The sequence below is a fragment of the Hymenobacter glaciei genome, assembly GCF_039539585.1.
Lineage (GTDB): Bacteria > Bacteroidota > Bacteroidia > Cytophagales > Hymenobacteraceae > Hymenobacter > Hymenobacter glaciei.
In genome coordinates this window covers 83,982-107,605 of the sequence record NZ_BAABDK010000032.1, presented here as the reverse complement: position 1 = coordinate 107,605, position 23,624 = coordinate 83,982, and the positions used below count along the sequence as shown (strand labels likewise).

General features: G+C 62.8%; 15 protein-coding genes. 10 read left to right on the top strand and 5 right to left on the bottom strand.

The features are described from left to right. Nucleotides 1-16 precede the first annotated feature (16 nt). Nucleotides 17-934: a hypothetical protein gene (locus ABD837_RS21370; protein WP_345058665.1), complete on the bottom strand. Its 918-nt coding sequence runs from the start codon at nt 932-934 to the stop codon at nt 17-19. 320 nt (nt 935-1,254) lie between these two features. Between ABD837_RS21370 and ABD837_RS21365 the strand changes: the two genes are divergently transcribed. The 3 genes from ABD837_RS21365 (at nt 1,255) to ABD837_RS21355 (ending at nt 7,811) form a co-directional block, all read left to right on the top strand. Further along, a complete protein-coding gene (locus tag ABD837_RS21365; protein WP_345058663.1) occupies nt 1,255-6,129 on the top strand; it encodes an anti-phage protein ProA in 4,875 nt (1,624 codons plus the stop codon). Between the two features lie 117 nt (nt 6,130-6,246). After that, a complete protein-coding gene (locus tag ABD837_RS21360) occupies nt 6,247-6,789 on the top strand; it encodes a hypothetical protein (RefSeq protein WP_345058661.1) in 543 nt (180 codons plus the stop codon). Nucleotides 6,790-6,848: 59 nt separating this feature from the next. After that, complete coding sequence (locus ABD837_RS21355) at nt 6,849-7,811, top strand: lipid A deacylase LpxR family protein (protein WP_345058659.1); 963 nt, start codon at nt 6,849-6,851, stop codon at nt 7,809-7,811. Between the two features lie 42 nt (nt 7,812-7,853). On the opposite strand, the gene ABD837_RS21350 is transcribed toward ABD837_RS21355, so the two are convergent. After that, nucleotides 7,854-8,903 carry a DMT family transporter gene (locus ABD837_RS21350; protein ID WP_345058657.1) on the bottom strand — a complete coding sequence of 350 codons (1,050 nt, stop codon included), beginning with the start codon at nt 8,901-8,903 and terminating at the stop codon, nt 7,854-7,856. Between the two features lie 139 nt (nt 8,904-9,042). Between ABD837_RS21350 and hemA the strand changes: the two genes are divergently transcribed. Then, nucleotides 9,043-10,314 (top strand): glutamyl-tRNA reductase, encoded by a 1,272-nt coding sequence (hemA, locus tag ABD837_RS21345; protein WP_345058656.1) that lies wholly within the window; start codon nt 9,043-9,045, stop codon nt 10,312-10,314. Between the two features lie 204 nt (nt 10,315-10,518). Here the strand turns inward: hemA and ABD837_RS21340 are convergent, their stop codons facing one another. The 3 genes from ABD837_RS21340 to fdhD all read right to left on the bottom strand — a co-directional run bounded on the left by ABD837_RS21340 (nt 10,519) and on the right by fdhD (nt 14,531). Further along, nucleotides 10,519-13,101, bottom strand: coding sequence for an FdhF/YdeP family oxidoreductase (locus ABD837_RS21340; RefSeq protein ID WP_345058654.1), 2,583 nt, complete (start codon nt 13,099-13,101; stop codon nt 10,519-10,521). Between the two features lie 101 nt (nt 13,102-13,202). Further along, nucleotides 13,203-13,550: a DUF7009 family protein gene (locus ABD837_RS21335; protein WP_345058652.1), complete on the bottom strand. Its 348-nt coding sequence runs from the start codon at nt 13,548-13,550 to the stop codon at nt 13,203-13,205. A gap of 81 nt (nt 13,551-13,631) precedes the next feature. Continuing rightward, nucleotides 13,632-14,531, bottom strand: coding sequence for a formate dehydrogenase accessory sulfurtransferase FdhD (gene fdhD, locus ABD837_RS21330; RefSeq protein ID WP_345058650.1), 900 nt, complete (start codon nt 14,529-14,531; stop codon nt 13,632-13,634). A 253-nt stretch (nt 14,532-14,784) separates the two neighbouring features. Between fdhD and ABD837_RS21325 the strand changes: the two genes are divergently transcribed. The 6 genes from ABD837_RS21325 to ABD837_RS21300 all read left to right on the top strand — a co-directional run bounded on the left by ABD837_RS21325 (nt 14,785) and on the right by ABD837_RS21300 (nt 23,596). Beyond that, nucleotides 14,785-15,399, top strand: a complete 615-nt coding sequence (locus ABD837_RS21325; protein ID WP_345058648.1) for an RNA polymerase sigma factor — start codon at nt 14,785-14,787, stop codon at nt 15,397-15,399. A 157-nt stretch (nt 15,400-15,556) separates the two neighbouring features. Continuing rightward, nucleotides 15,557-16,594, top strand: a complete 1,038-nt coding sequence (locus tag ABD837_RS21320) for a FecR family protein (RefSeq protein ID WP_345058646.1) — start codon at nt 15,557-15,559, stop codon at nt 16,592-16,594. Nucleotides 16,595-16,662: 68 nt separating this feature from the next. Continuing rightward, on the top strand, nt 16,663-19,770 hold the full coding sequence (locus tag ABD837_RS21315; RefSeq protein ID WP_345058644.1) for a TonB-dependent receptor domain-containing protein: 3,108 nt from the start codon (nt 16,663-16,665) through the stop codon (nt 19,768-19,770). 150 nt (nt 19,771-19,920) lie between these two features. After that, a complete protein-coding gene (locus ABD837_RS21310; RefSeq protein WP_345058642.1) occupies nt 19,921-20,826 on the top strand; it encodes an AEC family transporter in 906 nt (301 codons plus the stop codon). Nucleotides 20,827-21,031: 205 nt separating this feature from the next. Further along, complete coding sequence (locus ABD837_RS21305) at nt 21,032-22,339, top strand: cation:dicarboxylate symporter family transporter (RefSeq protein ID WP_345058794.1); 1,308 nt, start codon at nt 21,032-21,034, stop codon at nt 22,337-22,339. Between the two features lie 177 nt (nt 22,340-22,516). Next, nucleotides 22,517-23,596: a tartrate dehydrogenase gene (locus ABD837_RS21300; protein ID WP_345058640.1), complete on the top strand. Its 1,080-nt coding sequence runs from the start codon at nt 22,517-22,519 to the stop codon at nt 23,594-23,596. Nucleotides 23,597-23,624: the final 28 nt, after the last annotated feature.

The following is a 23,624-nucleotide window of genomic DNA, read 5'->3' as shown; positions in this document are numbered from 1 at the left end:
TTGCTGACAGTAAGAGTTACTTACTCATTATTCCAGTCGTAGCATCAAGCTTGTATCCTTTGCTCAGCAGGTATTGGTATTCAAAATTCGTGTAGCTCAACACCTTGCTGATATTTGCGCCATCCTTTACTGTATCGAATTTGGCCCCTTTGGGCTTTTCCGAATATTTATACTTGTCCAATCGCGGGTCAACAATCCACCTTATCTCGGCGTTTTGCGCCACCGCATTAGCAAGGAATGGCTTATTTGTTTCTTCCCAGTAGCGTTTGGTTTGCGCTTCATAGGAATTGCTTTTCCAGGCAGCGTCTTCCGGGAACGGAATATCCAGGACCAATACTCCGGAAATCTGCTGCTCATCGGCTGCTTTCTTCACGGATAACGTGTTGACCGGTGTGCCCACTTTTCCTAGAATACACAAAGCCACGTCCCGTTTCTTCATGATTTTCCCACCAAACTCAGCCATGGGTTTTACATAGATTTCTCTGGAAGCAGGTTCGCTGCTTAGGCTTCGGGGCTTGTTCGTATCCGTCGAAATTCCTTCAAAAGACCAGGACTTCGGTTCCTTTTCAGAGGTGCCGTTTGATGACCTTCCTGAAATCACAGCCGGACTTTCATACAGGCTCAAATGCACTCCCTTATCGCCATTGTTATCAGGGGAAGGCTCTTCACCCATAATGGTGGTGTTGCCATCTGAGGTAAGTGTGCTAATGGTGTAGGAGTCGCTTCCATAGGAGATTTTGATTTTATTCTCTCCAATTTTCGAAATTGATACCGTCCCTTTCGTCTTTTGGTATTCGCCTTTACCGTACTCCGCCGAGGTGATTTCGCATTTATAGCTTCCGCTAATTATTTGTGCCAAATCCGGTTTCTGCGAGTATGCAGCGTTTGATAATAATACCAGTGCCAAAAACAACACTACTTTCAAAGATTCCATTTTTCGACTTTAGAGGGGTTGAATTGCTTGCCCTTTTCTTGTTTTACAAGCTGGATTCAAGGGTAAAATATTAATAAAAATTAATATTTTTTATTGCAAATATAAGGCGCAAAATATTGCGCTATCAATGCTCTTATCGCTCGGGGCCGCCTCTTCGTGTTCGTGCACGGGCAAGCCATGTGGTCTGCACACGCGACTATTTTTAAGTGGCGCTATCGATTTGGCTATTCAACGCGAGTAATTTCAGTTTGCGTAACGCCGAGCAGGAAATATAACGAGCAGATTACGTTGCGCTTGTGCCCATTACACTGCCCTGCCCCTTGACCGACGCAACACCTTTCGCTGCCGCCCCTACCTTCGCCGCCCGCCTCGACGCCTCGCGCCGGGAGCTGCTCGACCTGGGCCTGCGCAACCCGCTGCTCAACTTCCGGCCCTCGGCCAGCCGGGGCGTAGGCGTGGTGCGCGAAGAAGCCGCCGCCGTATACGAGGTGCTCGTGCGCCAGGGCAAAACCATGTACTTCCAGGGCGTGCCGGAAGCCCAGCTTTCCAAACTGAAGTCATCGGCCAACTCCATTCGGTCTACCGCTGGTTTTACATCGCTGGAGGCCGTTCAGGCCGGGCTTACCGAAGCGGAGAAAGAGGCGCGGCGCACCGAATATCTGGAGCAACTGAATGCGGCCTACGACCCTACAGTGGCACAATCTACCCCCGCGGCCGAGCCCAACGAAACGGCCCGCCAGGCCCTGCTCACCGATAATAAGCTGCAAACCGACGAAGCCCTGGCCCGCCTCGAACGCCGCCTGCTGAACACCTACTACACCGCCCGCACCAGCCTGGAGGAGCAGGGCGTAAACGTCCTGTACCTCGCGCTGGGAATGCTGACCTGGTACGAGAGCGACAGCAGCCCCGAGCCCCGCCACGCCCCCCTGGTGCTGGTGCCCGTGCTGCTGGAGCGCGGCACGGCCGCCGAGCGTTTCCGGCTGCGGCACACCGGAGCCGAGCTGGAAGACAACCTCTCACTGCAAGCCCGGCTGAAGGCTGATTTCGGGATAACGCTGCCGCAGCTGGACGAAGACGGCACCCTGGCCGACTATTACGCGGCTGCGCAACAGGCCGTGGCTAGCCAACCGCGCTGGCAGGTGGCCCCGGACAACATCGTACTGGGCTTCTTCTCCTTTGGAAAGCTCCGGCTCTACCGCGACCTGGACCCAACCAACTGGCCGGCGGGCCACGGCCTGCTCGACCATCCCGCCATTCAGGCGCTATTGGGTTCGGAAGCTGGCTTTACCGACGCCCCGCCTACGGTGGGCGACGAGGCTTTCCTCGACACCGATAGCCCGGCCGCCGAGCTGCACCAGGTGCTCGACGCTGACTCGTCGCAGCTGCTGGCGCTGCTGGCAGTGCACGAAGGGCGCAACCTGGTTATTCAGGGCCCACCGGGCACGGGCAAGTCGCAAACCATTGCCAACCTGCTGGCCGAAGCCATTGGAGCGGGCAAGAAGGTGCTGTTTGTGGCCGAGAAAATGGCGGCGCTGGAAGTCGTGAAGCGCCGCCTCGATGCCCTGGGCCTGGGCGCCGCCTGCCTGGAGCTGCACAGCCACAAGGCCAACAAAAAGCTCGTGCTCGATGAGCTGCGCCACACCCTAAGCCTGGGCCGCCCCGCCCCTGCTACCGCCCTGGCCGACCAGCTGGCCCAGCTGCCGCGCTACCGCCAGGCCCTGAACGACTACGCCCTGGCCGTGAATGCGCCCCTGGGCCGCAGCCGCCGCACCGCGCAGCAGGTAGCCGGCGAGCTGCTGAAGCTGCACGAAGAGCGGGGCGCAGTGGAATTGCCCAGATTGGCTTTTGCCCGGTTAGCTGACTGGACCGATGCCGACGCCGCCCACACCGAAGCCCTGGCTTCGGGCCTGCAGGCCACCTTGCAAAAAACCGGCATTCCGAAGAACTTACTTTTCTGGGGCAGCGAGCTGACCATGCTGCTGCCCGCCGCGCAAGCCGCGCTGGCCGCCCAGTTGCGCGACGCGCCCGCCGCAGTGCTGGCTTTGCAGGCTGCCGCCGAAACGCTGGCCCACCAGCTGGGGCTCCCTGCTCCCGCCAACCGCGCCGCGGCCGAGGCGCTGCTGCCCGCTGCCCGCCACATCTTGCTGGCACCGCCGCTCGCCGGTGTGGCCGTGGCCGACGCAGCCTGGATGGGGCAGGCCAATTACGTCAGCGAAACGCTGCAAGCAGGCAGGGCTTACGCCACTCTTCATCAGCAGTATGAGGCCGTATTGCTACCCGATGCCTGGGAGCAACACCTGCTGCCTGAGCGTGCTGCTGTGCTGGCCGCTGGCAACAAATGGTGGAAATTTCTGAGCGGTGACTACCGCCGCGCCCGCCAGCGCCTGCAAGGCCTCTGGCGCGGCCCGCTGCCGGAAGAGGCGGGCACCCTACTTCTTGTTATTGAAGCCATTCATGGGGCCCGCGGCCATGCTCAAGCCCTCGCGGAAGCAGACCCGTTGATGCGGCAGTTGCTGGGCTTCGGCTGGCAGGGCCTACGCTCGAATTGGCTACCCTTGCGCCGCATAGCCGATTACGTGCTGCTGACCCACCAGCGCATTGCCCGCCGCGAGCTGCCGCCTGAACTACTGGAATACCTGGCTCCGGCAAATTTGGCTAATCTCTCCACTGATGAGAAATTAGCAATAAAGCTAAATGCCCTCGAAAATGCCCTCGCCCAGCACCGCGCCACCGTGCAGGCGCTGGCCGATGCGCTGCACCTAAACGAAGCCCGCCGCTTCGGTCCCGATGGCCGCCTGCAGTTTCAGCCCTTCGCGGCTCAACTGACCACACTCCACACCTGGGCCGCCAACCTGCCGGCTCTGCACCTCACCACCGAATGGAACAACGTGGCGGCCAGTGCACGCGCCGAGCAGCGGCCGGAGCTGCTGCTATTGGCCGAAAGCTGGCCCGAAGCAGCCCACTTTCTCGCGATGGCCGTGCGCCAGACCTGGCTCGAATTCCTGCAGAAAATGTCGCTTGAAGAGCACCCCGCCCTGCGACAGTTTGAGCGGGCGAGCCACGAAGAACTGGCCGCCCGCTTCCGGCAGGTCGACCGCGACTCACTTTATTACAACCGCATCCGGGCCATGTTGCGGCATTTTGAGGGGCTGCCCAACCCGCAGGCCGGCGGCCAGATGCAGGTGCTCGGCCGGGAATTTGCCAAGAAAAGCCGCCACCTGCCGCTGCGCCGCCTGATGCAGGATGCCGGCCGGGCCGTGCAGGCCATCAAGCCGGTGATGATGATGTCGCCGCTATCGATAGCCACCTACCTGCCGCCCGGCGCGGTAGCATTCGACCTGGTGGTGTTCGATGAAGCCAGCCAGGTGAAACCCATGGATGCGCTGGGCGCCATTGCCCGCGGCCGGCAGCTGGTGGTAGTCGGCGACTCGAAGCAACTGCCGCCCAGCAGCTTTTTCGAGTCGCTGAATGGCCCAGCCGACGAGGCCGATGAGGAAAGCGTCACCGCCGACATCCCCAGCATTCTGGAGCTCTGCAAAGCCTGCCAGATGCCCGAGCGCATGCTCCGCTGGCACTACCGCTCGCGCCACGAGTCACTGATTGCGCCTTCCAACCACCTGTTTTACAACGACCAGCTAGTGGTTTTTCCCAGCCCGGGCGGGTCCGAAAATTTGGGGTTGAGGTACCATCATTTGCCCGAAGCCTGGTACGAACGCGGCACTACCCGCACCAATCCGCAGGAAGCCGCCACCGTGGCCGAGGCCGTGCTGCACCATGCCCGCCACACTCCGGGGCTCACGCTGGGCGTGGTGGCCTTCAGCATGGCGCAGCGGCAGGCTTTGGAGGATGCGCTCGAAGCCAAGCGTCGGCAACAGCCCGAAACGGAGGCATTTTTCAACCAGCACCCGCACGAGCCTTTTTTCATCAAAAACCTCGAAAACGTGCAGGGCGACGAGCGCGACGTCATCTTCATCAGTGTTGGCTACGGCCGCACCCGCGAGGGCTACCTAGCCATGAGCTTCGGCCCGCTAAACGGAAACGGCGGCGAGCGGCGGCTCAACGTGCTCATCACCCGCGCCCGTCAGCGCTGCGAGGTCTTCACCAACCTCACCGCCGACGACCTCGACCTGAGCCGCACCAATGCCCGGGGGGTGGCAGCGCTCAAAACCTTCCTCCAAGTCGCTCAAACCGGCCGCCTGAACCAGAACGAAGAAACCGACCGCGCGCCAGAGTCGCCGTTTGAAGAAGTCGTGCACCGGGCTCTCACGGCGCGGGGCTACCAGCTGCGCCCACAGGTGGGCAGCCAAGGTTTTTATATTGATTTGGCGGTGGTCGACCCCGACCAGCCGGGCCGCTACGTGCTAGGCATTGAGTGCGACGGCGCCACGTACCACGCCGCCCGCTCGGCCCGCGACCGCGACCGCCTGCGCCAGCAGGTACTCGAAGCTGTGGGCTGGCGCCTGCACCGCATCTGGAGCACCGATTGGTTCCGCGACCCCAGCGGCGCCACCAACCGAGCCGTGGCGGCCATCGAAGCCGCCCGCCAGCCCGCCCACCTTACGGAGCTTGCTGATGCCGAGCCATCAGCAGGTACGCCAACGGCGGGGCTAACCCGCGAAGCGCCCGGTCGGCCGAATGGCCCGGCTGCTCCTCCCTATCAGCTGGCCCAGCTGCCTCCTGTTATTCGTCAAAAGGAAATTCACCAGCATCCGGCCGGCCGCCTGGCGGCCTGGGTGGCCGAAGTAGTAGCGGTGGAAAGCCCCGTGCACGTTGACGAAGTGACGCGCCGGCTGGCCCTGGCCGTCGGGGCTACCCAGGTGGGCTCGCGCATCCGGGCCAGCGTGGCAGCGGCCATCCGGGTCGCGGGACAAATGGGCAGCATCCGCCCGCAGGGCGACTTTTTATGGACGCCTAGCATGCGGTCCGTGGCAGTGGTAGTGCGCGACCGCAGCACCCTGCCGGCCGCTTCAAGAAAATTCAGCCTGATTGCACCCGAAGAGCTGGCTGCGGCCGTGGTTGCCGTAGTGGGCGACAGCTTCTCGCTGGGAAAGGTCGACGCGCCAGCTGCCGCCGCGCGCCGGCTGGGCTTCGCGCGCCCCAGCGAGGAGCAGCGGCAGGTGCTGGCCGCAGTAATAGAACAACTGCTCACCAACCAGCGCTTACACGATACCGACGGCAAGCTGACTGTGGTGTAGAGACGCATATTTGCGTCTCGGCGTTGAACAACTGGCATTTGCAAGACATCGCCATTGTGTTCAACAACCTTTAAATAACGCGGCGCTAAACAGGACCTGCTCCTCTCCTCCTCACATATGCTCAGCCTGCTCACCTTCCGCCTGCACGGCACCATTCCGGCCGCCATCGGCCGCGAGTTGAAGGCCAGCTTGCGCGGAGCACAGGAAGCAGGCACCGACCGCCGCCGCGCCCAAAAGCAGTTTTTTGCCCGGTTCGATGCCGTGCTCGACCGTGCACCCATCGGCCCGCGTTATTTCGAAAATGAGAAAATAGCCGAGGTGCTGGCCGGTGAAATCCTGATGCTGGAGGAAACCGGCTTCCGCGTGCACGGCTTCGCCATTTTGCCCAACCACGCCCACCTCGTGCTGGAGCTACCCGACGACAGCCCGCTCTCCTTCGCCAAAGCCATCGACTTGCTGCACTTGCGCACCAGCACCAACTGCCGCCGTCTGGTGCGCCCGAAACTCCCGCCCGAGGCCGAGTTCTGGCAGGTCGGCTGGCACGAGTTTGAGGTCCAGAAAGGGGCCGAGCTCATTCGGCTGCTGGCTTATGTGCGCGGCAATGCACGGCAGGCAGGCTTACCCGCCCGGTTTCAGGAGTGGCCGTATGTGAACGACTGACTGGGAAAAGGGCCGCCTTTCAATCCTCAATGTCCGCTAGCGCGTACCTCCGGCCACTTATGCGCCTGCTGCTTTTGCTGTTTCTATGGTCGATGCCCCGGCTGGTGCAAGCAGCGCCTGTGCCCGTCGATACGCTACGCCCTGTCAGCCCCATCCGGCTGTTGCGCTACACCTACGCCAACGACCTGTTTTTCCGTACCGATTACTACTTCACGCAAGGCATGACGCTCACGCTGGTGCATCCGGTCCTGGCTTGCCTGCCGGTGCGGCACCTGCTGGCGGCCGGGCCACGGGCTAGCACGCAACAACACGGCCTCACGCTGCGCTACGATGGCTTTACGCCCCTGCGCATTCAGGACGCCTTTGTTCGAGTGGGCGACCGACCTTATGCAGCGTACTTATACGCCTCGTTCTTCCGCGTCAGTAACTTGCCTGCCCAACACCAGCGCCTGACTACGGCGCTAGAACTTGGTTTTATTGGCCCGGCAGCGGGTGGCAAGGAGTTGCAAACCGCAATTCACCGCGTCATGGGCAACGCTGAACCTTGCGGCTGGGACTACCAGATTCGCAACGCGCCCATCGTTGGCTACCGCGTGGCCTTCGAAAAGCAATTAGCTACCAGCCGCCACACCGAGTTACTGGCCGAAACTGAAGCTTCGTTGGGCACGCTCTACACATATGCTGGCACGGGCCTGCACCTGCGCGCCGGGCAGTTCAATCCGTATTTCGCCAATCCAAGCCCATTCAGCTATTCGCCCAGTTGGCAGCTTTATGGCGAGGCTGCTTTGGCCGGCCGCTTCATCGGCTACGATGCCACCTTGCAGGGCAGCCCATTCACCAGCCGCGACCCGTACACGCTGGCCGCAGGCGACGTACGCCGGGCCGTGTTGCGCAGCTCCGGCGGGGTTGTAGTGGCGCACGGCTATATAAGCTTTGCGGCTACCGCCACCTGGGTTTCGCCTGAATTTGCGGGTGGCCGCTCGCACCGCTGGGGGCAATTGGGCCTGACAGTCGGGTTCTGACGTTTTGCTTAATAGAGGAATGAAGAAGTTCTGTCTGTTGAGTCATTTCGCCCGGTGAATAATGAGCACACCGCCCAGAATTACGACCATTCCCACGAAATGCCAGATGTTGAAGGCCTCGCCATCGAGTGCGCCCAAGGCCAGCGCCACAATGGGAATGAGGTAGGTGCTAGAGGAGGCAAACAGGGCTGTGGATTGCTGAATTAGCTTATTGAACAGCACCATGGCCACGGCCGTGCTCATGGTGGCCAGCAGCGCGATGTAGCCAAAGGCCGTCCAGGCGCCCGCGGCAGTGGTGAGCTTATGCACAAAGCCAGTGCCCAGCAGCAGAAACGCCAGTGCTGGTCCGCCGATGAGCATGAGCAGCATCGACGTCACGGCCACCGGAGTCATTCCGCCCAGCTTGTATTTTATAACATTCACACTCAGACCATAGCCGATAGTAGCTGCCAGAATGTAGAGACCATACCAGGCATTGCCCTCGCCGGCGGGCGTGGCATCGCCGCCGCTACCACCAAGCTGCAGCATGACCACCGTGCCTACTAGCCCCAGCGCAATGCCCAGCACCCGCAGCCCCGTGAGGCGCTGGCCAAACAGCAGCGCCCCCACCAGCAGCGTGAACACCGCCGTGAGGGCATTGAGCACGCCCGCCAGCCCCGAGGCCAGTTTCGTTTCGGCATAAGCAAACAGAAAGGCCGGAATCAGGGTACCGAATACCCCGCTTAATGCCAACCACTTGAACCGGCTGCGCTCGACGCTGCCCACGTGCCGCAGGGCAAACGGCAGCAGCAGCAGCGCCGCCACGCTCACCCGGATGGCGCCCAGTTCCACCGCCGAGAACACCACCAGGCCCTTCTTCATCAGAATAAACGAGGTGCCCCAGATGCAGGCCAGAATAATGAGTAGCGCCCACGCCATCGGGGTGGTGGCAGGGGGCGCGGCCGGCGCCAGGGCCTCGGTAGCCTCCAACGACGCGGTTGCCTCGGCGGCGCCCGGCCGCGGCATTTCGGCAGTGCCGGGCGCTACCGAGGCAACCTGGGTGGGCACCGGCCCGAGTGCAGAAGAAGTAGCGGGTGGGGGTTTCAGCGACATGGCGCAAAGGTACGAGGGCCCCACCTGGCCGACCTCCGGATTATTGCGCAATGTCCCGAACCGGAGACTTCCTCGGGCTGTTTCATACTTGCCGATTCCTGCCGTAATTTTGCAGCCCGGTTCCGTACCGAATTACTCTATGTCGCATCCGTTCAAGGCTGTCAGCCTCTCCTTTAAGAAAGCCCCGCTTGCCATTCGCGAGCTGCTTTCGCTGGACGAGGCCGCTTGCCGCCGCTTCCTGAATACGCTGCACAATGAGCTGGGCCTGACCGACCTGCTCGTGCTGAGCACCTGCAACCGCACCGAGGTGTACTACGCCGCCGAGGACGACCGCAGCCGCGAAATCATCCTCGCCCTGGGCCACCTCAAAGCCCGCGCCGACATCGGCCAGTTTCTGCCCTATTTCGACCTGTTGCCCGACGCCGAGGCGGCCGTGCAGCATCTTTTCGAAGTTGCCATGGGCCTCGACGCCCAGGTGGTGGGCGACCTGCAAATCAGCAACCAGGTAAAAATGGCCTACCAGTGGGCCGCCGATGCCGACGCCGCCGGCCCCTTCCTGCACCGCCTGCTCCACACGGTTTTCTTCACCAACAAGCGCGTGCAAACCGAAACCAGCTTCCGCGACGGAGCTGCTTCGGTGAGCTACGCCGCTCTGGAGCTGGTAGAAGAGCTGACCGCCGACGTGGCCAACCCCAAAGTATTGGTGGTGGGCCTGGGCGAAATCGGCGCCGATGTGTGCCGCCACTTGGCCGCCAGCAAGAGCTTTGGCGAAATCACCATCTGCAACCGCACCCGTGCCAAGGCCGAAGAGCTGACGGCCGAGTGTGGCATGCGCCTCGTCGATTTTGAAGACTTAGTGCCGGCCCTGAAAGAAGCCGACGTGGTTATTTCCTCCATCAACCGCGCCGAGCCATTCTTCACCAAAGAACTGGTGCGGCACCTCGACGTGCTCAGCTTCAAATTCCTGATTGACCTGAGCGTGCCCCGCAGCATCGCCGCCGATGTGGAACAGGTGCCCGGCGTGCTGGTGTACAACATCGACGCCATTCAGAGCAAAGCTTCGGCCGCGCTGCAAACCCGCCTGGCCGCCGTGCCGCAGGTACGCGCCATCATCGCCGAAAGCATTGCCGGCCTGAACGACTGGGCCAAGGAAATGCTGGTGTCCCCCCTTATTCAGAAGATGAAAGCCAGCTTGGAGCAGTTGCGCCAGGAAGAGCTCGACCGTTACCAGAAGAAAGCGACCCCCGCTGAAAGCAAGCTGCTCGACGAAGCCACCCGCTCGCTGATGCAGAAGATTCTCAAGCAGCACGTACTCCAGCTTAAAGCGGCCTGCAAGCGCGACGATGGCGGCCAGCTGGTGGAGTTGCTGGGCGAGCTGTTCGACTTGGAGAAGCAGAACGAGCCGGCATAGGTCACCTGTCATTGCGAGTGGAGCGCAGCGCAACGCGGCAATCTTTCCTTTCTGAGCGACCAGCCTTGAAATGTGACAAACTCTTATATACCAAAAGCCCCGACACTGAATAGTGCCGGGGCTTTTCACATTATTTAGGCTTGCTGCATTGGGAGGAAGGATTGCCGCGTTGCGCTGCGCTCCACTCGCAATTACATACGGGCCCTATGCCAGCATCTTCTCGCGCTGCTTGATGCGCTTGTCATTGTTCACGGCCGTGGGCACTACCGTTACCACCACGTATTTCGAGGTAGGCGTGTTGCTCACCTTGGCCACACTGGTGATGGGCACCAGCGGGTTGGCCTCGGGGAAGTAGGCCGACACGTTGCCCTTCGGAATGTCGTAGGGCACGGCCACGAACTTCTCTACGGTGCGCTCCTCGCCCTGGAAGTAGCTGGTGATGTCGATGAGGTCCTTGGCTTTGATGCCGCGGGCGGCCATGTCAGCCGGGTTCATGAACAGCACGCGGCGCTCGTTGTGGATGCCCCGGTACCGGTCGTTGTATTCATAAATCGTCGTGTTGAACTGGTCGTGCGAGCGCACGGTCATCAGAATCAGCTGGTCGGGGGCTACTTCGTACCGCTCCAGCGTGGTGGTGCTGAAGTGGGCCTTGCCGTCCTTGGTCGTGAACTTGCGCTCGCGGGGGCCGTTGGGCAGGTAGAAGCCGCCCGGCTGCCGCAGCTTCTTGTTGAAGTCCTCGAAGCCGGGGATGACGCGGGCAATGTGGTCGCGAATCACGTCGTAGTTCTCCGTCATAGCCACCCAGTCGGTGCGGGTTTTATCGCCGAGCGTGGCAATGGCCATGCCGCTGATGATGGCCACTTCGCTGAGCTGGTCGCCGGCCAGCGGCACCAGAATGCCCTTGTTCTGGCTTACCACGCCCATCGAGTTTTCACAGCTTGTCATCTGGTGGCCGCTCTTCTGCATGTCGATGTCGACGTGGGTGAAGGTGGGCAGCAGCAGGCTGGTTTCGCCGGTGGTGAGGTGGCCGCGGTTGAGCTTGGTGCCCACGAACACGGTCAGCTTCTGCTTGCGCATGGCTTCGGCAATGAACTCGGTGTCGGGGCCGGCGGCCAGCAGGTTGCCGCCCAGGCTGAAGTACACCCGGCTCTTGCCCGCGTGCATGGCCTTGAGACTTTCCACCACGTCGAGGCCATCCTCGCGCGGGGCGGTGAACTTGAACTCCTTCTCCAGCGCGTCGAGGAAGTCGCCCTTCACCCGCTCCCAGATGCCCATCGTGCGGTCGCCCTGCACGTTGGAGTGGCCGCGCACCGGGCAGGTGCCCGCGCCGGGCTTGCCGATGGCGCCCTTCATGAGGTGCAGGTTCACGATTTCCTGAATCGTCTGCACGCCCTGGCGCTGCTGCGTGACGCCCATGGCCCAGCAGGTGATGATTTTCTGCTTGTGGGCAATGATGTTGGCCGCTTCCAGCAGCTGAGCGCGGCTGATGCCGCTGATTTCCTCAATCTCGGCCCAGCTCGTGTTGCGGATGTTCTGCTCGAACGAGTCGAAACCTTCGGTGAATTCGGCCACAAAGCTGCGGTCGACCACCTGGCCGGGGTTCAGGTCCTCGGCCTCAAACAGGTGCTTCATGATGCCGCGCAGCAGGGCCATGTCGCCGTCCACGCGCACCTGCAGGAACACGTCGGTGAGTTGCGTGCCATCGCCCATGAGCGCGCCCAGCGCCCGCAGGGGGTTCATGAAATCCTGGGGGTTTTTGAAGGCGACGAGGCCGGCTTCAATCAGCGGGTTGATGCTGATGATTTTGGCTCCGTTGCGCTTGGCCGCTTGCAGGGCCGAGAGCATGCGCGGGTGGTTTGTGCCCGGGTTCTGGCCGATGACGAGGATGACTTCGGCCTCGTGAATGTCGTTGAGCGTAACCGAACCCTTGCCCAGGCCCAGCGTGGGGCTCAGGGCCGAGCCGCTGCTCTCGTGGCACATGTTGGAGCAGTCGGGCAGGTTGTTGGTGCCAAACTCGCGCACAAACAGCTGGAACAAAAAGGCCGGCTCGTTCGGAATCTTCCCCGAGGTGTAAAAGATGGCCTCGTCGGGTGTTTTACAGGCATTAAGCTCTTTGGCAATGAGGTCGAACGCATCGGGCCAGGCGATGGGCGAGTAGTGGTTGTCGCCGGGGCGCTTCACCATGGGGTGCGTGAGGCGGCCGGTGTTGTTCTGGTCGCGGTCGGTCAGGCGCGAGAGCTCGGCCAGGCTGTGCTTGGCGAAAAACTCGGGGCCGGCGGCCTTGTCGTCGGCATCGGAGGCGGTGGCCTTGGCCCCGTTCTCGCAGAACTCGGCCACCGAGCGGTGCTCGTCGGGGTCGGGCCAGGCGCAGCTCGAGCAGTCGAACCCGTTCTTCTGGTTCAGGCCCAGCAAGGCCTTGGTGCCGCGTCCCACGCCGCCCTCGCTCCAGCTGAACTGCATGGACTTGATAACGGCCGTGACGCCGGCCGCCACCTTCTCCCGGCCCTCCAGCCGCAGGCCGGTGAGGGCCTCGGGCGGCTGCGCCAGAATGGGGTGCAGGTACTTGGCCTCCATGGTGGGCGGGGCCGGGATGTGCTCCTCGGCGGGCGGGGCGCCGGCGCTGGCCTCGTGCATGGCTTTGGTGGGGTTGTCGGCGGTCGGGATTTCGTGGTCGGCTACCGGGGCGTGGCCCTGGTCGGGCCGCTCGCCGCTTTTGGGGGCGAGGCTGGCCTTTTGCTCTTCCGTTTTGCCGGCTTTGCCGGGGTCGGTTTGGGGGGAATCTTCCATAGGTTAGTGAACAGTTATCAGTGAGCAGTTATCAGATAACAATCATCAGTGCGCTTTTGAAACAAAATTGTTCGTTGCTCACTGTTAACGGTTAATTGGCTTCAGTGTCGGCAGTCCAGGTCTTTCTCAACCAGAATGCGGAGGTGCTGGTTATCAGCGAGCGGCAGGTTGTGCGTAAAGCCGGTCTGGTCGGTTTCTACCCAGGTTTTAGCCAACACAAACGGCACCAGCACCGTGAGTGCGCCGGGCTCGTAGTGAATTTGCACGGGCTCCTCGTTGGGCATGGTTTCGGGCCGTTCGGAACCGCGCTCCAGGGAGTAGGTCAGGCGTTGCTCCGGGTTGAGGCCGAAGTGCACGGCGCCTTCTACGCGGCCGTTTTGGGCAAATTCGTCCAGTTCGCCCTGCGAGAGGCGCAGGCGCAGGGTGTCGTCTTCGATGCGGAGTTTCATAGGGGTGAGATTGTACCTGAAAGTTAAACGGTTGGTATCGGAAGCCGTTGCCAAACTATAGCTATTGAGCAAGTTTGTTCCTTACCGCTCCACTTTGCCTTCTGCAGCCACGTCCGTTTGCAGCCGCCAGCCGTGGCTGTAGATATTGAACCGCTCGTTGCGCACGAAGCCCAGCACGGTCATCCCAAAGCTTTCGGCGGCCTGGATAGCTAAGCTACTCGGGGCCCCCACGGCTGCCAGCACGCCAATGCCCGCGGCAGCCGCTTTCTGCACCAACTCGAAACTGACCCGGCCACTCACCAGCAAAATATGCTGGTGCAATGGCAGCCAGCCGGCCAAAAGCGCAGCACCAATAACTTTGTCCAGGGCATTGTGGCGGCCCACGTCTTCGCGCAGCAGCAGCAACTCCCCCTCCGGCGAAAACAGGGCCGAAGCGTGCTGCCCGCCGGTTTGCTCGAAGCCAGCCTGGGCGGCGCGCAGCTTCTCGGGCAGCTGGTGCACCACTTCGGCTCGCAGGTGCGGGCCATTCGTGGGCAGCACGGGGCACGAGGCGGTGCGCACGGCGTCGATGCTGGTTTTGCCGCACACACCGCAGCTGGAGCTGGTGTAGAAATGCCGCTCCATGGCGGCAAAATCGACGGTTACGTGAGCCGCCAGCTCGGCGCGCACCACGTTGCCAGCTTCTTCGGCCTTCTGCACATCGGGGCAGGGAATGATGCCCAGCAGGTCGGCCTGGCTGTGAATGATGCCTTCGGTGAGCAGGAAGCCGGCGGCCAATTCCTCGTCGTGCCCGGGCGTGCGCATGGTTACGGACAGCGTACGGTGCTCGCGTTGGCCGTTCGCCTCGTAGCCGACGCGGATTTCGAGCGGCTCCTCGGCCGCGAGCTGGTCGGAGGCGGGCACGGCCGGGCCCGCACCACTCACTTTTTGGATGGTAGCGAATTCGTAGCTGGCAGCGGGGAGCAGGATGGATGGGTTCATCAAAATGAAAGCGCAAATGGGGAATGGACAGTGCCGCACGCCCGCCGAATCCTGGAATTCTGATACGGCAGTGAATGTCCAACTAAAACCATACATTGCATCGGGTGGTTTTTTCCTTGCAGTCCGGGGCGTCAATCAGTCCGGCCCACGTCCTCTCCGGTGTGCTTTTTCGCCCGGATTCCTCCTCTTTTATTTCCGCAATCAATTTTGTAGTTTCACGCTTCCGCAACGCTCTCCTACCTCCTTGGTTTCGATGAAAGTGCTTCCGTTATCGACCCGGCATTCGATGGCTTCGGTGGCGACCTGCGCGGACGCTGTGCTGCTACGTGCCCTGGCCCAAGACGACGAGCAGGCCTTTGCCGAAATCTACCAGCGGTATTGGGACGAGCTGCACGCCCACGCCTGCCGCAAGCTGGGCTGCCCCCACGAAGCCGATGAAGTGGTGCAGGACCTGTTCGTAGCCCTCTGGAACAAGCGCCATTCCGCTCCCGACATTCAGCAGCTCAACGCTTATTTGTTCACGGCCCTCAAGTACCGAGTCATTGACTACCTGCGGGCCCAAGCCGTGCGCCTGGCCCACGCGGCGGCCGCGCCCACCTCATCGGCCGACCGGGGCACCGAGGAATCCATGGCCGTGGCTGACCTCGCTGCCGCGCTGGCCGCCAGCCTGCGCCGCCTGCCAGCCCACGCCCGCGCCGTCTTTCAACTCAGCCGCCTGGAGCACCGCACCGTACCCGAAATTGCGGCGCAACTACAGGTATCGCCCAAAACCGTCGAGTACCACTTGGCGCGCTCGCTGCGGCTGCTGCGCATTAGCCTACGCGAGTTCATGGCCAGCGTGCTGCTGCTGGCCCTGCTGAATGCCTGATGGCGATGGCGACGGAGCGCTCAGCATGACCGGCCCTTCTGGTCATTGCTTTAAACTGCTTTTATCGCCGGGTCAGAAAATAAATTCAGCTTCCCCACTAGGGTAGCGGGGCCGTTAGCCGTCTTGTAAGCAGACCGCCTTTTTCGGCTTGCTCCGCATGAAGCCCTCTTACCTTGCCAACTTACTGAAGCGCTACCTCGACCACGACACCACCGACAGCGAAGCCTGGACCGTGGACCAGTGGTACGAGGCCCGCGACCTGCCCCGACCCGACCTCAGTCCGGCCGAGCAGGCAGTGGCCAAGGCGCGGAGCTGGGAGCAGATTCATCGGCGCACCCGGCCGCAAGCCTCGTCGCCGCTCCGTACCCGGCCCGCCGTGCGCTGGGCGGCGGCGGCCGCCGTGCTGCTGAGCCTGGGGCTGGGCGCCAAGCACCAAGGGCTGTTCACCCTGCCCACCGCTGATACGGCCGCTCAGCCGATGCCTGCGGTACCCAGCGCCGGCCAACTCCTGATATCCCTCGAAGCCGGAGGCAACCTGACGGCCCGCAACCTCGAGCACCACCCGCTGCCCCTGGCCTTGGCCGATGGCAGCACCGTAACCCTGCAGCCCGGCAGCCGGCTGCGCTACCCACCCCGGTTCGCCCCCGGTCGCGAGCGCTTGGTAGAGTTGCGCGGAGAAGCTTTCTTTGCGGTGTTTCACGATGCCAGCCGGCGCTTTCGGGTGCTCACGCCCCAACTCGAAACCACGGTGCTGGGCACTAGCTTTTGGGTGCGGGCCGCACCGGGGCATGCCGAAGCCACGGTGGAGGTGCGCACGGGGGCAGTGCGCGTAAGCCTGCGCACGGCCTCGGCGGTGGGAGCGGCCGTGGTGGTACGGCCCAATCAGCAAGTGGTATACTCCCCGGCTGTACCCGTGCTGCGGCCGGTACTGGTAGCGCAGCCGGCGCTGCTGCGGCCCCAGCCGCTGAGCTTCGAGGAGCGGCCGGTGGCGGAGGTGCTGGCCTCGCTTCAGGCCGGCTACGGCGTGCCCATTCGCTACGATGGGGCGGCGCTGGCAGGCTGCACCGTGACCCTGCGCTTCGGGCGCGAAACGCTGTTTGAAAAGCTTGATTTACTGAGCCGCGTGCTCGGGGCCAGCTACGAGCGCACCGACGAGGCCATTGTTTTCCGTAGTACTGGCTGCCAGAGCGAATAATTTCCTTTGCGTCTGCCCAAATTCTACTCCCACTTTTCACGCCAACGCTTACCATCAACACTTATCTCATGATGCATTATTCCCGCTTTTGCCGCGTGGCCGCGCGGCCCCTTCCCGTTGCTCTGCTGGCCGCGCTGCTGGCGACCGGCCCTGCCGGAGCCACGCCCGCCGCGCCCACCCCGGCCTATGCCCGGGCCGGCGACGTGCTGGCCCGCCACGTGACGCTGCAACTCGAAGCCCAGCCCGTGAAAACCGTGCTGGCCACCATCGAAAGCCAGGTGCACATCCGTTTTCTATACAGCCAGCAGCTCATTGGGGCCGAGCGCCGCGTGAGCGTGGCGGCCGTGGACGAGCCCCTGAGCGGCGTGCTGCAAACCCTGCTGGCGCCGCTGCGCATTGGCTACGAGGTGGTGAGCAGCGGCATTGTGCTGGCGCCATCGGCGGCAGTGGCCCCCATTCCGGTTTCGGGCCGGGTGGTAGATGAGCAGGGCGCGGGCATGCCCGGCGTAACGGTGCTGGAGCAGAACACGACCAACGGCACGGGCACCGACAACGAGGGCCGCTTCAGCCTGAATGTGCAGCCGGGCGCCACGCTGGTGATATCGGCGGTGGGATACAAGACCCAGCAGCTCGTGGTGGGCGAGCGCACCAGCTTCGACGTGCGCATGGCGCCCAGCGCCACCGACCTGGGCGACGTGACGGTGGTGGGCTCGCGCGGCCTGCCCCGCACCGACGTGGAGCGCCCCATGCCCGTCGATGTATTAAATGCCAAGGAATTGCAGCTCACGGGCCAAACCGACCTAGGCCAGCAGGTGCAGTTCAACTCGCCCTCGTTCAACTCGGCCAAAACCGGGGTGAACGGCGTGGCCAACTACGCCGACCCGGCTTCGCTGCGCGGCCTTTCGCCCGACCAGGTATTGGTGCTGGTAGATGGCAAGCGCCGCCACCAGTTCTCGGCCCTGAACCTGAACGTGACGGTAGGTGCCGGCACGGTGGTGACGGACTTGAACGCCATCCCGAGCTTGGCCATCGAGCGGATTGAGGTGCTGCGCGACGGCGCGGCGGCCCAGTATGGCTCCGACGCCATTGCCGGCGTAATTAACTTGGGCCTGAATAAAAGCACCGGCGTGGCCACGGCCAAGGTGCAGTACGGCATCACGAAGGAGGGCGACGGGGCCCAGTACCTGGCCGGCGCCAACTACGGCATCAAGCTGGGCAAGGAAAACCCCGGCTACCTCAACTTCACGCTGCAGTACCAGCACCAGGGCCAGACCAACCGCTCCGACGACTACCGCGGCGGCATCTACACGGCTTTCCCGGCCCTGAACTCGGCCAACCCTACCCCGACCGATGCCCAGATTACCGCCGAAAACAACGCCCGCGCCAAGGCCGGCAACGTGTACCCGGCGGTGGGCACGCCCTTTAAGGTGGGCGTGTACGGCAGCAACCGGGCCGACATCTACCAGGGCTTTTACAACCTGAGCGTGCCATTGGACGGAGCCGGCTGGTCGTTGTACAGCTTCGGTGGCTTTTCGCGCAAGGACATTCTGGCCTACGGCTTCTTCCGCAATGCCCAGCCCAACAACGTCAACTACAGCCCCATTCAGCCCAACGGCTACCTGCCCGAGCTGCCCGGCCGCTCCGACGACTACTCGACCGTGGTGGGCGTGCGGCGCAAGCTGACCAGCGGCTGGAATCTCGATTTCAGCTACGGGTATGGCTACAACTACCTCGACCTCTACGCCAACAAAACGGCCAACCCTTCGATGGGCGCGGCCTCGCTCACTGATTTTTACGTGGGCCGTAGCTCGTTTGGCCAAACCACCAACGAACTCAACATTTCGCGCAATTTCGGGGGGCTGTTCGGCACGAAATCTTTCAACGTGGCCTTGGGCACGCAGGTCCGGACCGACCAATTCATCTTGGAGAAGGGCAGCCCGGATTCGTACTTCGTGGGCCCGTTTGCGCTGGCGGCTCCGGCCACGCCCACCTCGCCGGCCCGCACGGCCAAGGCTCCTGGTTCGAGCGGCCGCCCCGGCATTGCGCCCGAAGACGAAACCAACGCCACCCGCAGCAACATCGGCGTGTACGTGGACCTCGAAAGCGACCTCACCGAGCGCCTGCTGCTGACCACGGCCCTGCGCTACGAAAACTACTCGGACTTCGGCAGCAACGTGTCGGGCAAGTTTGCTGGCCGCTATAAGGTGACGGAAGGCATCTCGCTGCGCGGCTCCGTGAACCGGGGCTTCCGCGCTCCGTCGTTGCAGCAAACTTTTAATAGCGTGTCGACTTCGACGGTGCAGGCCGGGGCCATTGTGCAAACCAAGCAGCTGCGCAACAACGACGCCCGCCTGCTGCCGCTGGGCGTGGCCGCGCCCAAGGCCGAAACCTCGTGGAACTACAGCGCCGGCGTGGCCGCCCAGCTGGGCGAACACCTGCTGCTGACGGTGGACGCCTACCAGATTGACATCCGGGACCGCATCATCGACAGCGAGCGCCTGATTAAATCCGACATCAAGGCCCTGCAAACGCCCGACTTCGCCAACATCAGCGAAATCCGCTTCTTCACCAACGCCATCGATACCCGCACCCGCGGCATCGACTTCGTGACGGCTTACAAGACCGATTTCAGCGAGCGCAGCCGCCTGAGCGCCAGCCTGGCCTTCACGCTGAACGCGACCGAAATCGTGCGCACCGGCGCCACGCCCGCGCTGCTGCAAGCCGGCACCGCCAACCGCATCCTGCTAATTGACACCGTGAGCATTGGCCTGATTGAGCGCGCCCAGCCCCGCCAGAAAGTGCTGGGCTCGGTGACGTACACGGTGGGCAAGTTCAGCATCACGCCCCGCGCTTCGTACTTCGGCCCGGTAACGGCCTACGAAAAGCCCGCCAACCGCACCACCACCAGCGGCGGCGTGACGACGACCACCTACGTGCCCCACATCAGCCAGGAGTTCCGCGGTAAAACCCTCGTTGACCTGGCCCTGGTGTACACGCCCGCCAAAGTGGTGTCGCTCACGGTGGGCGGCAACAACCTGTTCAACGTGTACCCCGACAAGGTGGACGCCACCCGCTTCGGCAGCTACTCGAACGGCGAGATTCCCTATACCCGCAACGCGGCGCAGTTCGGCTTCAACGGGGCCTACTACTACGCCAACGCGACGTTTACTTTTTAGGAAGTAATAGCGTGATGGAGAACGGTCATGCCGAGCGCAGCCGAGGCATCTCGCGTGGGGTAGTAACTCAATGGCTGAACGATGCGAGCGAGATGCCTCGGCTGCGCTCGGCATGACCGTTCCTTATCATCCCATTACCTCTAAGGCCCCATGACCAACCTCGTCCTGCTGCTGGTGTGCCTCGGGGCGGGAGCGGCGCTGCGACGCTGGCAGCTGGTGCCACCCGGCGCAGCCAGTGTGCTCAACCAGCTTATCATCATGCTGCTGCTGCCGGCGCTCACCTTCCTGCACCTAGTCGAGGCGCGGTTCGACCAGCGGTTTGTGCTGCCCGTGCTCATGCCCTGGCTAATTTTTGGGGCAGGCTGGGTGTTTTTTGCAGGACTGGGGCGGCGGCTGGGGTTGGCGCGCGGCACCGTGGGCGCCCTCATTCTCACCGGTGGCATCAGCAGCGTTTCGTTCGTGGGGTTTCCCATTTTTGAGGCGCTGTACGGCAAGCTGGGGCTGGAGCTGGGCCTGGTGATGAGCCTGGCCGGCTCCATTCTGGTGAGTGTGACGCTGGGCGTGGTGGTGGGCTCGTGGTACGGGGCCGCCGCGCCGTCGTGGCGGGCCGTGAGTGCCAATGCGCTGCGGTTTCCACCGTTTCTGGCCTTTGTGGCGGCTTTGGCGGCGCACGCGGTCGGCTACCGGCACCCAGCGCTGGTACGCGGCGTGCTCGAAAAGCTCAGCGCGCCGTTTCCGGTGCTGGCGTTGCTGTCGGTAGGCTTGCAGCTGCAGTTTGCCGTGCCGCATGGCCGAGGCCGGCTGCTGGCCTGGGGCCTGGGCTACAAGCTGCTGCTGGCCCCCTTGCTGGTGTGGGCCGTGTACGTAGGCCTGGCCCGGCAGCACGGCCCGGCCGTGGACCTCTGCCTGCTGGGCGCCGCCATCGGCCCCATGAACACCGCCGCCGTCATCGCCGACCGCTACGGCCTCGACCCACCCCTGGCCGCCCAAATGGTGGGCCTGGGCATTCCGCTTTCTTTGCCGCTGCTGGCCCTACTGGGCTGGTGGCTGCATTGATGGCAATGAGCAATAGGAACGTCATGCTGAGCGCAGTCGAAGCATCTCTACCGAGCAAGTAATTATTTACTCTTGCAGTAGAGATGCTTCGATAAGCTCAGCATGACGTTACACTGCCTTCGTTCTGACGTTTTGCCCTCTTTCCGCTACTATTCTTCTACCCGATATTCTGACGAATTACCTTGTCCGTCCCACTACGATGAAACTGAAGAAAATCACCCAAAACCTAACCCTGTGGGTGTTGCTGGCCATTGTGGCAGGGGCACTGCTGGGCCACTTCCAGTCCGCCACCGCCGTGAAGATGGAATTCCTCGGCAAGCGCTTCATCGAGGTGGTGAAGCTGTTCATCAACCCCATTATTTTCCTCACCATAACCCTCGGCATCAGCACGATGGGAGATTTGAAGAAAGTGGGGCGCATCGGAGGCAAGGCATTACTGTACTTCGAGATTGTAACCACGCTGGCGCTACTTATTGGCGTGGCAGTGGCGGCGGTGGTGCGGCCCGGCGACGGTGTAAGCACGGGCAAGCTTGATGCTGGCAAGGTGGGCGAATTCACGAAGCGGGCAGTCGAGTTTTCGTGGGGGCATTTCCTGGCCGACAACCTCACGCTGCAGGTGCTGCTGGTGGCCATCGTGCTGGGCGTGGTGCTCAGTAAGTACGCGGGCCGCAAGCCCATCATTCACTTCCTGAAGGAATGTTCGAAATACGTGTTTCGGGGGCTGCACCTGGTGATGCTGCTGGCTCCCATCGGCGCGTTTGGGGGCATGGCCTTCACCATCGGCAAGTTTGGCATTGCCACGCTGCTGCCGCTGGGCAAGCTCATGGTGACGGTGTACCTGACGATGGCCGTGTTCATTTTCCTCATCCTGGGGGGCATTTTGCGCTACTGCAGCATTGGCATGTGGTCGTTTCTCAAGTACATCAAGGCCGAATTGCTGATTGTGCTGGGCACTTCCTCGTCGGAAGCCGGCCTGCCGGGGCTTATGGAAAAGCTCGAGCGCATGGGCTGCGCCCAGCCGGTGGTGGGCCTAGTGGTGCCCACGGGCTACTCCTTTAACCTCGACGGCACCACCATCTACCTGTCGCTGGCCACGCTCTTTCTGGCCCAGGTGTTTCACGTCGATTTATCGACCGGGCAGATTATCACCATGATGGGCATCCTGATGGTGACGAGCAAGGGCGCGGCCGGCGTGGCGGGCAGCGGCTTCGTGGTACTGGCCAGCACCCTCACAGCCATGAAGGTGATTCCGGTGGAGGGCCTGGCTCTGCTGCTGGGCGTCGACCGTTTCATGTCGGAGGCCCGCTCCATCACCAACTTCATCGGCAACGGCGTGGCCACCATTTTCCTGGCCCACAACGAAGGCGCCCTCGACCACGAGCAGGCCGTGGAGGCGCTGGGCAAGCGCCTCAAGCCGCTGCGCTTCCGCAAAGGCTACACCAGCGGCGAGTACCTCGGCGAAGCCGCCGAGCAGGCCAGCGAAGTGGCGCGCCTGCTGAAAAACAAGAAGTAAGCAGTCACGCAGCAAGGCAAGGCATTATAATAACGTCATGCTGAGCGCAGTCGAAGCATCTCTACTGCGCAAGTAATAAGTTACTCTTTGCGGTAGAGATGCTTCGACTGCGCTCAGCATGACCGGCCTTCTTTGCTGCCTTCACTGTCAACTACTTCCCCTTCCCTCTCACCACAAATGAAAAACTACCACCTCGCCGTTTTCCCGGCCGACGGCATTGGGCCCGAAGTCATCGCGGCCAGTCAGCAGGTGTTGCGGCAACTGGAGCAGCTGCACGGCGGCCTGCGCTTCGAGACGCGGGAGTTTGGCTGGGGCTCGGCCCACTACGAGCACACCGGGGCCATGATGCCCGCCGACGGCTTGCAGCAGTTGGAGCGCGGCGGCTTCGATGGCTTGCTGATGGGGCCGGTGGGCAGCCCTGCCATTCCCGACCACGTCACGCTGTGGGGCCTGCTGCTGCCCATCCGCCAAGGCTTCGACCAGTACGTGAACCTGCGGCCCATGCGCCAGCTCGACGGCGTGGCCTCACCCCTGCGCAACGCCGGCCAGCACCCCATCGACATGGTGTGCGTGCGCGAAAACTCGGAGGGCGAGTACGCCGGCGTGGGCGGCCGGGTGCACCGCAGCCAGCCCCAGGAAGTGGCCGTGCAGTCTATCGTGTTCACGCGCACGGGCACGGAGCGCGTGATGCGCTTCGCCTTCGACTACGCCCGGCAACAGAGCCGGCGGCTGGTGACGAACGTGACGAAATCGAACAGCATGCAGCACAACATGGTGTTCTGGGACGATGTGTTCCGGGCCGTGGCGGCCGACTACCCCACCCAGGCCACCGACCAGCAGCTGGTGGATTCCATGACGGCCCGCATGGTGAGCCAGCCCGAAACCGTGGACGTGTTTGTGGCCTCCAACTTGTTCGGCGACATCCTCACCGACCTGGGGGCGGCCCTCACCGGCAGCCTGGGCCTGGCCCCCAGCGCCAACCTCAACCCCGAGCGGCGCTACCCCAGCCTGTTCCAGGCCATTCATGGCTCGGCTTTCGGTTTGGTGGGCCAGAACGTGGCCAACCCCATCGCCAGCATCTGGTCGGTGCAAATGATGCTAGAATTCCTGGGCGAAACCGAGTTGGCCGCCCGCCTCATGCAGGCCATTGAATCGGTGCTGCGCGAGCAGCGCGTGCGCACCCGCGACTTGGGCGGCAGCCACTCGACTACCGACATGACGGCCGCCGTGTGCCAGGCCCTGGCCGCCGGGAGCTGATGCGGTGGGGTTGGCCCCCGCGCCCGAC

What these genes read in the sequence shown, in the direction of transcription:
- ABD837_RS21370 (WP_345058665.1), bottom strand. Translation starts at nt 934, where the DNA reads ATGGAATCTTTGAAAGTAGTGTTGTTTTTGGCACTGGTATTATTATCA.
- ABD837_RS21360 (WP_345058661.1), top strand. Translation starts at nt 6,247, where the DNA reads ATGCTCAGCCTGCTCACCTTCCGCCTGCACGGCACCATTCCGGCCGCC.
- ABD837_RS21355 (WP_345058659.1), top strand. Translation starts at nt 6,849, where the DNA reads ATGCGCCTGCTGCTTTTGCTGTTTCTATGGTCGATGCCCCGGCTGGTG.
- ABD837_RS21350 (WP_345058657.1), bottom strand. Translation starts at nt 8,903, where the DNA reads ATGTCGCTGAAACCCCCACCCGCTACTTCTTCTGCACTCGGGCCGGTG.
- hemA (WP_345058656.1), top strand. Translation starts at nt 9,043, where the DNA reads ATGTCGCATCCGTTCAAGGCTGTCAGCCTCTCCTTTAAGAAAGCCCCG.
- ABD837_RS21340 (WP_345058654.1), bottom strand. Translation starts at nt 13,101, where the DNA reads ATGGAAGATTCCCCCCAAACCGACCCCGGCAAAGCCGGCAAAACGGAA.
- ABD837_RS21335 (WP_345058652.1), bottom strand. Translation starts at nt 13,550, where the DNA reads ATGAAACTCCGCATCGAAGACGACACCCTGCGCCTGCGCCTCTCGCAG.
- fdhD (WP_345058650.1), bottom strand. Translation starts at nt 14,531, where the DNA reads ATGAACCCATCCATCCTGCTCCCCGCTGCCAGCTACGAATTCGCTACC.
- ABD837_RS21325 (WP_345058648.1), top strand. Translation starts at nt 14,785, where the DNA reads ATGAAAGTGCTTCCGTTATCGACCCGGCATTCGATGGCTTCGGTGGCG.
- ABD837_RS21320 (WP_345058646.1), top strand. Translation starts at nt 15,557, where the DNA reads ATGAAGCCCTCTTACCTTGCCAACTTACTGAAGCGCTACCTCGACCAC.
- ABD837_RS21315 (WP_345058644.1), top strand. Translation starts at nt 16,663, where the DNA reads ATGATGCATTATTCCCGCTTTTGCCGCGTGGCCGCGCGGCCCCTTCCC.
- ABD837_RS21310 (WP_345058642.1), top strand. Translation starts at nt 19,921, where the DNA reads ATGACCAACCTCGTCCTGCTGCTGGTGTGCCTCGGGGCGGGAGCGGCG.
- ABD837_RS21300 (WP_345058640.1), top strand. Translation starts at nt 22,517, where the DNA reads ATGAAAAACTACCACCTCGCCGTTTTCCCGGCCGACGGCATTGGGCCC.